General features: G+C 75.1%; 15 protein-coding genes. 8 read left to right on the forward strand and 7 right to left on the reverse strand.

From position 1 onward, the window contains the following. Positions 1–44: 44 nt before the first annotated feature. On the forward strand, positions 45–812 hold the full coding sequence (locus O7542_RS05090; protein ID WP_043329652.1) for an enoyl-CoA hydratase/isomerase family protein: 768 nt from the start codon (positions 45–47) through the stop codon (positions 810–812). 135 nt (positions 813–947) lie between these two features. Next, complete coding sequence (locus O7542_RS05095) at positions 948–2,930, forward strand: ABC transporter ATP-binding protein (RefSeq protein WP_281606447.1); 1,983 nt, start codon at positions 948–950, stop codon at positions 2,928–2,930. Positions 2,931–3,056: 126 nt separating this feature from the next. On the opposite strand, the gene mug is transcribed toward O7542_RS05095, so the two are convergent. The 6 genes from mug to O7542_RS05125 form a co-directional block, all read right to left on the reverse strand. Beyond that, the gene (gene mug, locus O7542_RS05100; protein WP_064445315.1) at positions 3,057–3,677 is read right to left on the reverse strand and encodes a G/U mismatch-specific DNA glycosylase; all 621 of its coding nucleotides are present in this window, start codon (positions 3,675–3,677) and stop codon (positions 3,057–3,059) included. Between the two features lie 43 nt (positions 3,678–3,720). Beyond that, positions 3,721–4,482 (reverse strand): SDR family oxidoreductase, encoded by a 762-nt coding sequence (locus O7542_RS05105; RefSeq protein ID WP_043329653.1) that lies wholly within the window; start codon positions 4,480–4,482, stop codon positions 3,721–3,723. 32 nt (positions 4,483–4,514) lie between these two features. Next, positions 4,515–4,961 carry a hypothetical protein gene (locus O7542_RS05110; protein WP_281605767.1) on the reverse strand — a complete coding sequence of 149 codons (447 nt, stop codon included), beginning with the start codon at positions 4,959–4,961 and terminating at the stop codon, positions 4,515–4,517. Continuing rightward, complete coding sequence (locus O7542_RS05115) at positions 4,958–5,776, reverse strand: DUF692 domain-containing protein (protein ID WP_069089139.1); 819 nt, start codon at positions 5,774–5,776, stop codon at positions 4,958–4,960. The genes O7542_RS05110 and O7542_RS05115 overlap by 4 nt, the downstream gene beginning before the upstream one ends. After that, entirely contained in the window at positions 5,773–6,675 is a 903-nt protein-coding gene (locus O7542_RS05120; protein ID WP_043329655.1) for a TIGR04222 domain-containing membrane protein, read from the reverse strand. The genes O7542_RS05115 and O7542_RS05120 overlap by 4 nt, the downstream gene beginning before the upstream one ends. 102 nt (positions 6,676–6,777) lie before the next feature. Then, complete coding sequence (locus tag O7542_RS05125) at positions 6,778–7,350, reverse strand: TetR/AcrR family transcriptional regulator (protein ID WP_030503274.1); 573 nt, start codon at positions 7,348–7,350, stop codon at positions 6,778–6,780. 104 nt (positions 7,351–7,454) lie between these two features. Here O7542_RS05125 and O7542_RS05130 point away from each other — a divergent pair, with 104 nt between their 5' ends. The 3 genes from O7542_RS05130 (at position 7,455) to O7542_RS05140 (ending at position 10,125) form a co-directional block, all read left to right on the forward strand. Next, a complete protein-coding gene (locus O7542_RS05130; protein WP_281605768.1) occupies positions 7,455–8,300 on the forward strand; it encodes a carbon-nitrogen hydrolase family protein in 846 nt (281 codons plus the stop codon). A gap of 56 nt (positions 8,301–8,356) precedes the next feature. Next, positions 8,357–9,001 carry an HAD-IA family hydrolase gene (locus O7542_RS05135; RefSeq protein WP_030503276.1) on the forward strand — a complete coding sequence of 215 codons (645 nt, stop codon included), beginning with the start codon at positions 8,357–8,359 and terminating at the stop codon, positions 8,999–9,001. A gap of 197 nt (positions 9,002–9,198) precedes the next feature. After that, positions 9,199–10,125 carry an RIO1 family regulatory kinase/ATPase gene (locus O7542_RS05140; protein ID WP_064445320.1) on the forward strand — a complete coding sequence of 309 codons (927 nt, stop codon included), beginning with the start codon at positions 9,199–9,201 and terminating at the stop codon, positions 10,123–10,125. A gap of 51 nt (positions 10,126–10,176) precedes the next feature. Here O7542_RS05140 and O7542_RS05145 read toward each other — a convergent pair whose 3' ends face one another. Continuing rightward, positions 10,177–10,425, reverse strand: coding sequence for a DUF2630 family protein (locus O7542_RS05145; RefSeq protein ID WP_030503278.1), 249 nt, complete (start codon positions 10,423–10,425; stop codon positions 10,177–10,179). 311 nt (positions 10,426–10,736) lie between these two features. Between O7542_RS05145 and O7542_RS05150 the strand changes: the two genes are divergently transcribed. Genes O7542_RS05150 through O7542_RS05160 form a run of 3 tightly spaced genes read left to right on the forward strand, consistent with a single transcriptional unit; the run spans position 10,737 to position 14,490 of the window. Further along, a complete protein-coding gene (locus O7542_RS05150; RefSeq protein ID WP_176722849.1) occupies positions 10,737–12,074 on the forward strand; it encodes a cytochrome P450 in 1,338 nt (445 codons plus the stop codon). After that, positions 12,071–12,946, forward strand: a complete 876-nt coding sequence (locus O7542_RS05155; protein ID WP_281605769.1) for a terpene synthase family protein — start codon at positions 12,071–12,073, stop codon at positions 12,944–12,946. Before O7542_RS05150 ends, O7542_RS05155 begins: the two co-directional genes overlap by 4 nt. After that, the gene (locus O7542_RS05160; protein WP_113972472.1) at positions 12,943–14,490 is read left to right on the forward strand and encodes a prenyltransferase/squalene oxidase repeat-containing protein; all 1,548 of its coding nucleotides are present in this window, start codon (positions 12,943–12,945) and stop codon (positions 14,488–14,490) included. The genes O7542_RS05155 and O7542_RS05160 overlap by 4 nt, the downstream gene beginning before the upstream one ends. Positions 14,491–14,508: the final 18 nt, after the last annotated feature.

The raw sequence follows: 14,508 nt of genomic DNA on the forward strand, positions 1-14,508 counted from the left end.
CGCCGCCCAGCGTCGTCCATCAGCGCAGTGTTCCGGGGCGTCCGGTGACCGCCGAGACGACCGGAGTGCGCTTCGACTGCGACGGGCCGGTTGCGACGGTGACGTTGTGCCGGCCCGACGTGCTCAACGCCCAGACCCCGGCGATGTGGCGGGCGATGAGCGACTTCTCCCGCGACCTGCCCGGCGACGTCCGCGTCGTCGTCGTACGCGGCGAGGGGCGCGCCTTCTCCGCGGGCCTGGACCTGGCGGTCGCCGGTGCCACCGGGCCGGGCTCCTTCGCCGAGCTGGCCGCGCTCCCGGAGGCGGAGTGCGCCGACCGGATCGCCGAGTACCAGGGCGGCTTCACCTGGCTGCACCGGCCGGACGTGGTGTCGATCGCCGCGGTGCAGGGCCACGCCATCGGCGCCGGCTTCCAGCTCGCGCTCGCCTGCGACATGCGTGTGCTCGCCGCCGACGCCAGGCTCTCGATGGCCGAGGTGACACTCGGCCTGGTGCCCGATCTGGCCGGCACGCGCCGCCTGGTCGAGCTGGTCGGCTATTCGCGCGCCCTGGAGATCTGCGCCACCGGCCGCCGGATGGACGCCACCGAGGCGGACCGGATCGGCCTGGCCACGCTCGTGGTGCCGAACGACGAGCTGGACGCCGCGGTGCGTGACCTGTCGGCCGGGCTCCTCGCCAACAACCGGGACGCGATCGTCGAGATCAAGGCGCTCCTGGCGGGCGCGGCCGACCGTACGCACGCCGAGCAGCAGCGCGCCGAGCGGGAGGCGCAGACCCGGCGTATCCGGGATCTGGCCGGCCGGGGCGAGTAACCGGCCCGGAGCGCGATTTCGTAAGGACCGTTCGGGAAGATCTGGGTTACTCGCGAGGTTGTCACAGGCGTCTGGAGAATGGACTCCGACGATTCATGCTGCCTGACGACCTGGAGGTGACGAGTGTCCCACCCGATGGCCGGCGGCGGCATGGGCGGCTGGAGCATGCTCCGGTCGCTGCGCAACCGGGACGAGGTCACCGCCCACGAGCTCAAGCGCGGCACGGCCCGGCGGATCGTCGCGTTCGCCCGGCCCTACCGGCGTGACATCGTCGTCTTCCTGATCACCGTGATCATCGCCGCGGTGATCGGCGTGGCCACGCCGCTGCTCGCCGGCGACGTCATCGACGCGATCGCCGGCGGCGGTCCGGACGCCCGCACGACTGTGGTCCGGCTCGCCCTGATCATCGCCGCGCTCGCCGTGGCCGATGCCCTGTTCTCCCTGGTCCAGCGGTGGTATTCGGCCCGCATCGGCGAGGGCATCATCCTCGACCTGCGCACCCGGGTCTACGACCACGTCCAGCGGATGCCGCTGCAGTTCTTCACCCGCACGCAGACCGGCGCGCTGGTGAGCCGGCTCAACAACGACGTGCTCGGCGCGCAGCGGGCGTTCACCTCGACGCTGTCCGGGGTGGTCAGCAACGTCATCCAGCTCGTGCTCACCGCCGGCGCGATGCTCGTGCTGTCCTGGCAGATCACCGTGCTGGCGCTGGTGCTGCTGCCGATCTTCATCATCCCGGCCCGCCGGGTGGGCCGGCGCCTGGCCGAGATCACCCGCGAGTCGTACAACCTCGACGCGAAGATGAACGCGACCATGACCGAGCGGTTCGGCGTGGCCGGAGCGCTGCTGGTCAAGCTGTTCGGCGCGCCGGAGGTCGAGGCCGACCGGTTCGCCCGCCGGGCCGAGCGGGTGCGCGACATCGGCATCCAGTCCGCGATGTACTCGCGGACGTTCTTCGTGGCGATGCTGCTCGTCGCGTCGCTGGCCCAGGCGCTCACCTACGGGGTGGGCGGCTGGCTGGCGGTCACCGGTGCGGTCAGCGCCGGCACCGTCGTCAAGCTGGCGCTGCTGCTGACCCGCCTCTACGGCCCGCTCACCGCGCTCTCCAACGTCCGGGTCGACGTGATGAGCGCGCTCGTCTCGTTCGACCGCGTCTTCGAGGTGCTCGACCTGCGTCCGGGCATCGCGGAGAAGCCCGACGCGGTGCCGGTGCCGCGCGGCAGCGGCCGGGTCGAGTTCCGCGACGTGCGCTTCCGCTACCCGAGCGCCGCCGAGGTGTCGCTCGCGTCGCTGGAAGAGGTCTCGGCCCTCGACCGTACGGTGAACGAGCCGGTGCTCAAGGGCGTCTCGTTCGCCGTCGAGCCCGGGCAGATGGTGGCCCTGGTCGGCCCCTCCGGCGCCGGCAAGTCGACGCTGTCCATGCTGATCTCCCGGATCTACGACGTCAGCGAGGGCCAGGTGCTGGTCGGCGGCGTCGACGTGCGGGACGCGACGCTCGCCTCGCTGCGCGACGAGATCGGCGTGGTCACCCAGGACTCGCACCTGTTCCACGAGACCATCCGCGAGAACCTGCGGTACGCCAAGCCCGACGCCACCGACGACGAGATCTGGGCCGCCCTGGCCGGCGCGCAGGTGGCCGACCTGGTCCGGGCGCTGCCGGACGGGCTCGACACGACGGTCGGCGAGCGCGGCTACCGCTTCTCCGGCGGCGAGAAGCAGCGCATCGCCATCGCCCGGTTGCTGCTCAAGGCCCCGTCGATAGTGATCCTGGACGAGGCCACCGCCCACCTGGACTCGGAGAGCGAGGCAGCGGTGCAGCGGGCGCTGTCGGTGGCGCTGACCGGCCGTACCGCGCTGGTGATCGCGCACCGGCTCTCGACGGTGCGCGACGCGGACCAGATCCTCGTGCTCGACGAGGGGCGGATCGTGGAGCGCGGCCGGCACGACGAACTGGTGGCCGTCGGCGGCCTGTACGCCGAGCTGTACCGCACCCAGTTCGCGGTCACCGACTCGCCCGCGCCGCACGCCGAGGCGGAGCAGCCGGAGCCGGTGGTGACCACTGTGCCGATGGGCACCTACGTCGCCCACGAGGCCATGCCCCCGGCGGCAGCCAACTAGCGGCGCGCGAGGCCTCAATCCCGGCGCCGGCGGGCGTGGATCGGCACCGACCGGGTGGACGGGCACCCAGCGGCCGGGCCGTGGCGACCCGGACGGCCGCAGCCCTAGCTCGCGGCGACCGGGGCTCTAACCCGCGGCGACCGCGGCACGCAGCTCGGCGAACGCGGCGCCGAGCGTCTCCGGGGTGAAGTGGGCGTTCAGGCCGCTCGGGTTGGGCAGCACCCACAGCCGGGCCGGCCCGAGCGTCTCGGGCTGCGGCCCGAAGCCGGCCTTCGGCCGGGTGAACCCGATCCGGTACGCGGTCACGCCGACCACCGCCACCCAGCGCGGCCGGTACCGCTCGACCTTCGCGGTGAGCGTCGCCGCGCCGTCGACCAGTTCGGCGGCGGTCAGCTCGTCGGCGCGGGCACTGGCGCGGGCCACCATGTTGGTGATCCCGAGGCCGAGTGCGGGCAGCAGGTCCTGCTCGCTGGGGTGCAGCAGACGCGGGGTGAACCCGCCCCGGTGCAGGGCGGGCCAGAACCGGTTGCCCGGACGGGCGAAGTGCCAGCCGGTCGCCGCCGACCACAGACCGGGGTTGATGCCGACGAAGAGCACGTCCAGGCCGGGCGCGATGACGTCCGGCAGCAGCCGGTCGGCCGCCGCCGCGAGCTGCTCGCGGCTGGGGCGTGGGTGCCGCCGGGCGGGCGTGCCCGGCCCCGGGGCCGCCTCGGGCCGCCCACCGCCCGGGCGCCGTCGGTCGCTCACCGGCCCACCGCCCCGGGCGCCCGGCCCACCACAGCGGCCACTGTCACAGCCCGCGCAGCGCGCCGCCGTCGACCGGGACGGTCACCCCGGTGACGTACCCGGCGGCGGGGGAGAGCAGGAACGCCGCCACCCGGCCGAACTCCGCCGGGTCGCCGATTCGCCCGAGCGGGATCGCCGCCTCCGCTTGGGCGCGGGCGCGCTCGGGATCGCCGGAACCGGCCAGCAGCTCCCGGTTGCGGTCGGTCATGATCCGCCCGGGTAGCAGGCTGACCACGCGGACGCCGCGCGGGCCGAACTCGTCGGCCATGTCCTTGGCCACGCCGGCCAGGCCCGGTCGCAGCCCGTTGGAGATGCCGAGGCCGGCCAGCGGTCCGCGTACCGAGGTGGACAGCACCAGCCCGATCGCGCCGCCGTCGGTGAGCGCGCCGGCCACCGTGCGGGCGAGCCGGACGCTGCCCAGGAAGACCGTCTCGAACGACTCGCGCCACTGCTCGTCGGTGACGGTGGCGGCGGTGCCGGGCGGCGGGCCGCCGACCGAGATCAGCGCGCCGTCGAGGCGGCCGAAGTGTTCGCGGGCGGCGGCGACGAGCCGCTCCGGGGTGGCGGGGTCGGCGAGGTCGGCGGTCAGCCCGATCGCCCGCTGCGGGTCGCCGAGCGCCTCGATCGCGGCGGCCACCCGTTCCGGGGTACGCGCGGAGATGACCACCCGGGCGCCGTCGGCGACGAGTTGTTCGGCGGTGGCGAAGCCGAGGCCGCCGGAGGCGCCGGTCAGCACGTACACCCGGTCGGCGAGTCCGAGATCCATACGCCCGATCCTGCCGTACCCGGGGGCGCGTGTCAGCGCGGGGCGGGCCGCAGCAGGCGTACCCGGCCGGCGAACTGGGCCGCGACGGCGCCGCCGGCCCGGGCGACGGCCGGCATCCGGCGGGGCCGGGGCGGGCGGTGGCCGTCGTAGCGGCTCGCGGCCTCGCGCGCGGCCAGCTCCTCCGCGCCCAGCGGCGGCAGCGTGCCCCGGTCGCGCAGCTCGCGGGCCAGGTCCCAGCCGTCGCGCAGGGAGCCGTTCGAGGGGCGTCCGCCCGCCCACGTGGTGAACGTCGCCGGCCAGTGCGCGCCGAGGCCGGCGGCGAGCAGCGGCCAGTGCCGGGCCACGTCCGCGGCCCGCTTGCGCAGCAGCGCCCGGCGGGCCGCCTCGACCGGGGCCGGTGCGAAGCCGGGCGGCAGCGGTCCACCGGCGACGAGCGCGGCGACCAGCTCGGCCTGCCGGGCCGCCAGGTCGCCGCTCACGTGACCGCCGGGTGGCCGGAGGCGGCGGCGAGCGCGTCCAGCTCCGCGCGCAGCTCGGCGGCGGGCGGGTAGTGCCCGTCGCGTTCCAGCAGCAACGCGGGCGGCCGGTGCCGCCGGCACAGCTCGCGGACCAGGTCCAGCACGGCGGCGGGCACCGGGTCGGTGTGCGTGTCGTGGTAGAAGCCGCCGTGTTCGGCGCCGCCCGCGACGTGCGCGTAGGCGATGCGTTCCAGCGGCAGCCGGTCCAGCAGCGCGGTCGGCTCGCCGCCCCGGTTGCGGGCGTTGGCGTGCACGTTCGCGACGTCGAGCAGCAGCAGCGCGCCGGTGGCGTCGAGGATCTCGGTGAGGAAGTCCGCCTCGTCCAGCTCGTCGTCGGGCCAGTCGAAGAGCGCGGCGATCGGCTCCAGGGCCAGCGGCACCGGCAGCTCCGCCTGCGTCCGCCGCACGTTCGCCACCACCGCGGCGACCGCCTCGCGGCTGCGCGGCAGCGGCAGCAGGTGACCGGCCTCCAGACCGCCGGCCCGCACGAACGCGATGTGCTCACTCACCAGCGGCGCGTCCAGGGCCGCGGCCACCGCGGCCAGGTGCGCCACCCGGGCCGGATCGACCGGTTCCGCGCCGCCGAGGGACAGCCGCACCCCGTGGGGTACGACATCGACGCCGCGTCCGCGCAGCTCGGCGAGCCCGTCCGGGAGCGGCCCGGCCGGCGCGACCGCCTCCGCGACCACCTCGACGAAACGCAGGCCCGGCAGCCCGGCCACGAAACCGGCGATCTCGGGACGCCAGCCGATGCCGACGCCGGACGGGCCGCTCATCCGCCGCACCCGCCTCCGCCGCAGCCACCGCCTCCGCCGCAGGAGCTGCCACCGCCGCACGTGGAGGCGCCGCCTCCACAGGAGGTGCCGGAGCTCGCGCCGCCGACGTTGCCCATCGCCTGCCGCTGGATCTCGGCCTGCTCGGCGAAGCCCGGATCCATGGTCCAGAGCGTGGCGGTGCCGAACAGCGCCACGCCCAGCGCCACGTCCGTCGCGCCGTACGTGGCGTACGCGGGGGAGGCGGCCGGTCGCAGCCAGGCGTGCCGGCGGCGCATGTCGTTCAGCGCGGCGGTGGCCGCCCGGGTACGCCAGGGCACGCGGTTGAGCAGCAGGAACGCGAGGCCGAGCGGGAACAGGCTGAGCAGCAGCCAGCCGGTGGGCCGGTCGTTGAGCAGGCCGGAGATCGCACGCACGACGCCAATTGCCAGCAGGAAGCCGATCAGCAGCGCGCCGCGCCGCAGCGTCCGGCGCCGCTCCTGGTCCAGGGCCAGGCCCCGGCGTACCAGGCCGTCGCGCAGCTCGTCGAGCGCGCGCCGCACCCACTCGTCGGCGGCCAGGTCCCGGGTCCGCAGGCCGCGGCTCGCCGCGTGGTGGACCGCCTGGTCCAGCGGGGTGGCCCCGGCCGGCAGCGGACCGCCGGTGGTGAGCCGCCGGTCGGGTCGTACGCCGACCGCGCCCGCGTGGCGCAGCGCGCCGAGCGTGGCCCAGACGGCGAGCTGGTCGCCGCCGTTGAGGTAGGCGACCTGCTGCGGACCCAGCGCGCCGTGATCGGTCACCGGCGTGCCGGCCAGCATCCGACGCCGGTACACGATCGCGCCGATGACCAGGACGACGGCGAGCAGGAGGTACCAGCGCAGGAATACGGGGCCGGGGATGCCCCAGGTGTCGGAGGGGGTCATCGTCTGCTCCTGTCGCGAGGAGGGGTCGCGGCTCATTGTGGAGCAGGCGCGCCAGAGTCGATCTCCTGGAGCGGCGCAGTTACCGGACCGAGACCGGCGGGCTCAGTGCCGGCGCACCGCCTCCTCGACCAGGTCGAGCACCCGGGCCAGGTCGCCGGCCGGGCGGCCCATCGCCAGGTGCAGCACCAAGCCGTCGTAGGCCAGCTCCAGGAACTGGGCCAGCACGTCGATCGGGACGTCGTCGCGCAGCACGCCGGCCTCGCGCTGGCGTACCAGGCGCTCCCGGGTCGCCGCGGCGATGGCTTCGGAACGCTCCGCCCAGCGCTTGGCGAAGGCCGGGTCGGTACGCAGCCGGCGCGAGACCTCCAGCTGGCTGCCGAGCCAGCCGGTCGTGTCGGGCGAGACCGCCCGGGCCAGCAGGTCGCGCATGACCTGCACCAGGCCGTTGCGGGCGACCGTCTCCACCATGGCGGCGGCGTCGTCCTCGGCGACGGCGAGGAACAGGGAGTCCTTGTCCCGGAAGTGGTGGAAGATCGCGCCCCGGGACAGGCCGGTGGCCTCCTCCAGCCGCCGCACTGTGGCGCCCTCGTAGCCGTGCCGGGCGAAACACGCCCGCGCCGCCGCGAGGATCTCCTGCCGGCGCGCGTCGAGCTGGTCCTGACTTACTCTGGGCACGAACGGATCGTCGCAGGTGGAACCGCGTGATGCAAACCGTACGTACGGCTTGAGATGCGGATTCGGAAGATCATCCGGCCGCGTCCGATGGTTAGGATCGGCGTGTGACCGCCCTTCCCGCGCGCCCGCTCACCGTCGCCGCCGTCCAGGCCCAGCCCGTCCCCGGTGACGTCGCCGGCAACGCCCGCGCCGCCGCCCGCCTCGTCGCCCGGGCCGAGGGCGCCCGGGTCGTGGTGCTGCCCGAGCTGTTCCTGCCGGCGTACCACCCGCCGACGCTGGGCGCCGACCCGGAGGGCACCGACGTGGCCGCCGACGCCGACGGCCGGGTCGCCGACCCCCGGCTGGACCCGCTGCGGACCGCCGCCGCCGACGCGGGCGCGGCAGTGGTGATCGGCGCCGCCGTCCGCCACCCCGACCGGCGGCGCACCATCTCCTCGCTCGTGGTGGACCCGGCCGGCACGGTCACCGCCGCGTACGACAAGCAGCAGCTCTGGAGCGGCGAGCGCGAGCTGTTCGACGCCGGCCGCCGGGGCGCCACGCTCGAAGTCGACACGTGGCGGCTGGGCCTGGGCGTCTGCTACGACGGCTGCTTCCCGGAGCACGCGCGGGCGGCGGCCGGGGACGGCGCGCACGGGTACCTCTGCCCGAGCGGCTACCTGGCCGGCTCGGCGCACCGCCGCGACCTCTACTACGCCGCCCGGGCGCTGGACAACACGATGTACGTCGTGTTCGCCAACGCGGTCGGCGGCGCGGACCCCTGGCGGTTCAACGGCGGCGCGGCGGTGTACGACCCGGAGGGCCGGCCGCTGGCGCGGGGCGCCGACACCGGAGAGGACGTGCTGGTGGCGACGCTGGACCCGGAAGCGCTGGCGGCCACCCGCGCGGCGCACACCATGCTGCTCGACCGGCCGGCGGACGCCGGCGCGGCCCGTACGGCGCTCGTCGCCTGACCGTGGCTGGGCCCGGGGCCCTGTCGGTGCTCCGAGCGTTCCCGTAGGGTGCCCAAGTGCCGTTGCTCCTGCTCGATCTGGACAACACCCTGCTGGACCGCGACGGGCCGTTCCGTGTCTGGGGAGAACGCTTCCTGGCGGGCATCGGCGCGCCGCCCGCCGACCTCGACTGGCTGGTGTCGGTGGACGCCGACGGGCTGACCAACCGGTGGGACGTCGCGGACGCGATCCGCGACCGGTACGCGCTGCGCATCCCCTCGATCGACCTGGTGGACGAGCTGCACGACGGCGTGGTGGCGCACATGCGGCTCGATCCGCTGGTGGCCTGCGCGCTGCGGATCGCCGCCGACGCCGGCTGGGTGCCGGTGGTGGTCACCAACGGAGCGTCCCGTCAGCAGGACGCCAAGATCCGCAAGACCGGCCTGGACCGCTACGTCGCCGACTGGGTGATCTCGGAGGAGGCCGGCGTCAGCAAGCCGAACCCGAGGATCTTCGCGCTCGCCGCCCAGCGGGCCCGGATGCCGCTGCGCGGCGCGTGGGTGGTCGGCGACAGCCCGGAGGCGGACATCGGCGGCGCGACCGCGGTGGGCCTGCCCAGTGTCTGGCTGCACCGGGGGCGCCGCTGGTCGGACCCCCGGTTCGCGCCGACCCGGATCGAGGACGGGCTGATCGCGGCCGTCGCCGCAGTGCTGGCCGGCTGACCGGCGGCGCGGGCCGGCAGGCAGCGCGGCGGCACCGCGCGGAAATCCGTTGACCCGCGCCGGGGCGCGTACGAGCATGGTGCCGCGCGAGTGCGCAGCCGGGGGTGCCCGGTCGAGGAGAGGAGGTCGGTCATGGCCGTTTTCGCAGGGTCGTACCACCTGCCTCCACCAGCCTCGATCGAAGGACAGATCCACCCGTGCGCGATCACGACTTCCCGGCGCCGCAGCGCCGTGGCCGCGGCAAGAGCCGCTTCGACGACGACGAAACCGACTTCCTGAAGCGGGGGCGGCCCACGCCGGCCCTCGCCGACCCGGACGCCGAGCCCGACGCGGAGGACAGCTGGTCCTCCTGGGACCGGGCCGTCCACGGCCCCGAGCCGTACCCGGACTGGCTGGTCACCGAACTGGCCGCCCGGGACACCGAGCTGGGGGTGCTCAAGACCGGCAAGGAGGCGGACGTCCACCTGGTCCGCCGCGCCGTGCCGGACACCGACCGTTCGTGCCTGCTGGCGGTCAAGCGGTACCGCGACGCCCAGCACCGGCTCTTCCACCGCGACGCCGGTTACCTGGAGGGCCGCCGGGTACGCCGGTCGCGGGAGATGCGGGCGATGACCGGCCGGACCGCGTTCGGCCGGCAGATGATCGCCGGGCAGTGGGCGGCGGCCGAGTTCGCCGCGCTGTCCCAGCTCTGGGAGATCGGCGCCGCCTCCGGGCGGATCGCGGTGCCCTATCCGGTGCAGCTGCTCGGCACCGAGCTGATGCTCGAGTTCGTCGGCGACGCCGAGGCGGGGGAGGCCGCGCCACGGCTGGCGCAGGTCCGGCCCGACGCCGCCGAGCTGCGTGACCTGTGGGATCAGCTGGTCGAGGCGCTCACCGTGCTGGCCCGGGCCGGGTACGCCCACGGCGACCTGTCTCCGTACAACCTGCTGGTGCACGCGGGCCGGCTGGTGATGATCGACCTGCCGCAGGTGGTCGACGTGGTGGCCAACCCGCAGGGCGGCGAGTTCCTGGGCCGGGACGTGCGGGTGGTGGCCGCCTGGTTCGCCGCCCGCGGGATGCCGGCCACCGTCACCGATCCGGAGGCGCTCACCGAGGCGCTGCTGCGGGAGGCGGGGATCCGCTGACGGGCGGGCGTCCCGGGTGGTCGAGCCGCCCGGGACGCCCACCCGTGCGGGTCATTGCAGGTAGCGCTCGACCTCCGGCACCGGGCGCTCGCCCTGGGCGTCCGGGTCGCCGTGCGCCTGGCGCGCGGCCCGGCGACGGCGCAGCAGGTCCCAGCACTGGTCCAGGGACTCCTCCAGGGCCCGCAGCCGCTCCCGGGCCTCGTCGTCGGTGCCGGACTCGTGCTGCTGCGCGTCGGCCCGCAGCCGGTGCTCCTCGTCGACGAGTTCCGAGATCCGGCTCAGGATGGTCTTGTCGTCCATGCCCGAAGCTTGGCACAGCGGACGGGTCCGCGCCCGCGTTCTGCCGGCGTCCGCGATAGGTGAGCGCTGCTCGCGCTCCGCAACCACCACTGTGTACGGGAGTGACGCACATCCCACGGGCTCCATTCTCGACAAAGAGATTGTTGTTACGTGAAATATCCTCCGACCTGCCTTTTGATCTGCGGCTCAGGATGGCATGCTCGCGAGCAACGTCACGGGTCGATACGAAGCCGCGACCCTGAGTCAACCGAGGGAGCGTTCAGGTGCCCGAACCAACGGACACACCGGGACCCACCGGCCGACCCCGAACCGTGCCGCTGCGGCAGATCCTGCCGGCGGTGCTCCGCGACCCCGCCCGGGCGCTCATCGACATCGGCAACCGTACCGAAGGTGAACTGGTCCGGCTGAACCTCGGCTCGTTCCGCCCCTACCTCGTCACCCACCCCAAGCACGTGCAGCACGTCCTGCGCGACCGGGCGGACAACTACGAACGAGCAGGCGACGGGCTGTTCTGGCGTCCGGTCAAGCGGCTGTTCGGCGAGGGCATCCTCGGCGAGGGGCAGATCTGGTCGGCCAGCCGGCGCATGCTCCAGCCGATGTTCACCGCCAAACGGGTCGAGGCGCTGGTCGACGGCATGGCCGACGCGATCCGCGACGCGGTCGACGAGCTGGACGAGCCGGCCCGCGCCGGCCGTCCGGTCGACATCGGCGTGGAGCAGGCGCGCATCGTCAGCCGGGCGATCATGAAGGTGCTCTTCGCCGACCGCATCTCGGTGCCGGACGCGATGCGCGTGATCGAGGCGCAGGACCGGATCGCCACCGCCGTCATCCCCCGCATCATCGTGCCGTTCGCGCCGCTGTCGCTGCCGATGCCGGGCGACCGCACGTTCGCCCGTGCCGTACGCATCGTGGACGACGTGCTGGTGCCGATCGTCCGCGAGACCCGCGAGTCCGCCGACCAGGGCGACGACGTCATCTCGACGCTCTGGCAGGCCCGCACCGACGACGGGCGGCAGCTCGACGAGCGGCAGGTCCGCAACGACACAGTGGCCATGTTCGCCGCCACCACCGAGACCACGATCAACGTGCTGACCTGGGCCTGGCCGCACCTGGACCAGCACCCAGAGGTGGCCGAGCGGCTCTACGCCGAGATCGACGAGGTGGTCGGGGGCGAGCCGGTACGCCGCGAGCACCTGAGCCGGCTCACGTACACCCGGATGGTGCTGGACGAGCTGCTGCGGCTCTACCCGATCGGGTGGATCATCCCGCGCCGCGCGGTCGCCGGGGACGTCATCGACGGCGTGCCGATCGAGCCCGGCGCGACGATGGCGGTCAGCCCGCTGATCACCCAGCGGATGCGGCAGTTCTGGGACCGCCCGGACGAGTTCGACCCGGAACGGTTCCGGCCCGAGCGGGTCCGGGCCCGGCACCGGTACGCCCACTTCCCGTTCGGCGGTGGGCCGCACCAGTGCCTCGGCATGTACCTGTTCTACCTGGAGGCGCAGCTCATCCTCGCCACCATGCTCAGCCGCTACCGGTTCCGGCTGCATCGCCCCGGCGTACCCGGGTTGCGGCTGGCCGCGGCGCTGCGGCCGCGCGAGCGGGTGGAGCTGACACTCGTCGCGGCCGGGCGGGCGGAGCGGGCATGACCGACGGGCCGACACCGGATTCACTCGCCGTCGCCGCGGAGCAGGGCCGGGTCTGCGCGCTCGCCGCGCAGGGCCAGCGCGGCCTGCGCAGGGCCGCCGCCGCGCACCCCGAGCTGTTCCCCGCGGACCCGTTCGACGCGACGCTGTTCAGCAGCATCGCCCAGGCGATGGCGTTCAGCGCCCCCTGGCACAGCGCCGCCGAGCTGGCCGTGACCAACCGCGCCGTGCTCTGGGGCTTCGCCGTGGACTGGCTGGTCGACCACCAGGCCACCAGCCGGGCCGAGGTCGACCGGATCACCGGCGTCTGCCTGGACGTGCTCGACGGCGCCGGCACCGACGACCCACTGGGCCGGTTCCTGGCCGAGCTGCGCGACGACGTGGCCGCCGCGCCCGGCTACCCGGTGCTGCGCGGCCACTGGCGTGCGGCGATGGAACGCACGCTCGACGCGATGGCCCGCGAGTGGGACTGGCGGCGCACCGGCCGCGCCACGCTCGCCGACTACCTCGCAAACGCCGACAACCTCGCCGCCACAGTGGTCAACGTGGCGCACTGGATCCACACCGGATCGGTGTCCACCGCCGAGGCGATGGACCACGCGGTCGCCGTCAGCGACGAGGTGCAGCGGGCCCTGCGGCTGGTGAACGACCTCGGCACCCACCGCCGCGACGCCGAGTCCGGCGACCTCAACGCGCTGCTGCTGGTGGACGACCCGGCCGAGGTCGAGCGGCGGTTCGCCGAGCAGGTCGACCACTGCCGCGTCCGGCTGGCGAAGCTGGCCGGTGAGGCGCCCCGGGAAGCCGACTTCCTGTCCCGGCAGCTCGGCTTCACCACCGGCTTCTACCGCAACACCGACTTCTGGGGCGTGCGGTGACGCTCACCGCCGGATCGGTGCCCGCCACCCGGTCCGGGACCGCGCACGACCTGGTCGCCGCGCTCACCGGCGAGCCGGCCGGGCAGACGTCGCCGTCGGTCTACGAGACCGCCCGGCTGGTCGCGCTCGCGCCCTGGCTGGACGGCCACGACCGGCGCCTGGCCTGGCTGCTGGCCCGGCAGCGGCCGGACGGCGGCTGGGGCGGTCCCGGCGGGTACGCGCTGGTGCCGACGCTGAGCGCGGTCGAGGCGCTGCTGACCGTGCTGCGCCGCGACGGCCCGGCCGCCGTGCCGGCCGCCGCGGCCCACCGGGGCCTGACGTTCCTGTCCGGCGCGCTGCGCGGCGACGCCCCGCCCGACCTGCCGGCCACCGACCTGATCGTGCCCGCGCTGCTCACCGCCGTGGACCGGCACCTCACCGGACCGGCCGGGCCGCCACCCGGGCTGGCCGAGTGGGCCGGCCGGCCCCGCCTGCCGCTGCCGGCCGGTCTCGACCCGGCCCGCCTGACCCGGGTACGCGCGCTGCTGGCCGCCGGGCGGCCCGTGCCGGAGAAGCTGGCGCACGCGCTGGAGGTCGCCGGTGAGCTGGCGTACCGGGCGGCCGGCGTGCGTCCCTCGGCCAGCGGCGCGGTGGGCGCCTCCCCGGCCGCCACTGCCGCCTGGCTGGGCCGTCCGGAGCCCGGAGCGGCGCTGGACTACCTGCGCGCGGTGGCCCGGCCCGGCCCGGTGCCCTGCGCCAGCCCGATCACCGTCTTCGAGCGCGCCTGGGTGCTCGGCATCCTGGTCCGGGCCGGTGTGCCGGTCGGCGCGCCCGAGCCGGTGCTCACCGAGCTGCGCGCCGCCGTCGGCCCGTCCGGCGCGGCCACCGCGCCCGGCCTGCCCGCCGACGCGGACACCACAGCTGTCGCGCTCTACGCGCTGGCCCGGCTGGGCCGCGCCCCCGGGGTCGGGCCGCTGGCCGGGTTCGACACCGGGCGGCACTTCTGCACCTGGCCGGGGGAGGACGGCGCGTCGCTGACCACTAACGCGCACGTGCTCGACGCGCTCGGCGAGCAGCCGAGCGGACCCGGCGTCACCGGCGCCCGCCGCCGGGTCACCGAGTGGCTGGTGGAGCGGCAGCAGCCGGACGGGCGCTGGGAGGACCGCTGGCACGCCTCGGCCTGCTACGCCACGTACGCGGTGCTGCTGGCGCTGGCCGACCACGCGCCCGACGGCACGGCGCGTGCCGCCGTCGAGCGGGGCGTCGCCTGGCTGCTGGACACGCAGCGCCCGGACGGCTCCTGGGGACTGTGGCACGGCACCGCCGAGGAGACCGCGTACGCGGTGCTCGCACTGGCCGGCGCAGGCCGTTCCGGGGACGCGCGGATCGCCGCGGCGCTCGCCCGCGGACGCCGTCGACTGTCCGAGCTGGACGGATGCGACGACGAACCGGCACTATGGCACGACAAGGATCTCTACCGCCCGACGCAGATCGTGCGCGCGGCGGTGCTGGCGGCCTCCGGCCGCGCCGTCGAGGCCGGACCCACCATGATCAGGATCGCTTGAATGGAGTTCACGACGGCT

Source organism: Micromonospora sp. WMMC264 (genome assembly GCF_027497275.1).
Lineage (GTDB): Bacteria > Actinomycetota > Actinomycetes > Mycobacteriales > Micromonosporaceae > Micromonospora > Micromonospora chalcea.

Bases quoted from the DNA above. Each gene is read 5' to 3' on its own strand.
- O7542_RS05095 (WP_281606447.1), top strand. From the start codon at position 948: ATGGCCGGCGGCGGCATGGGCGGCTGGAGCATGCTCCGGTCGCTGCGC.
- O7542_RS05105 (WP_043329653.1), bottom strand. From the start codon at position 4,482: ATGGATCTCGGACTCGCCGACCGGGTGTACGTGCTGACCGGCGCCTCC.
- O7542_RS05115 (WP_069089139.1), bottom strand. From the start codon at position 5,776: ATGAGCGGCCCGTCCGGCGTCGGCATCGGCTGGCGTCCCGAGATCGCC.
- O7542_RS05120 (WP_043329655.1), bottom strand. From the start codon at position 6,675: ATGACCCCCTCCGACACCTGGGGCATCCCCGGCCCCGTATTCCTGCGC.
- O7542_RS05145 (WP_030503278.1), bottom strand. From the start codon at position 10,425: ATGGACGACAAGACCATCCTGAGCCGGATCTCGGAACTCGTCGACGAG.
- O7542_RS05155 (WP_281605769.1), top strand. From the start codon at position 12,071: ATGACCGACGGGCCGACACCGGATTCACTCGCCGTCGCCGCGGAGCAG.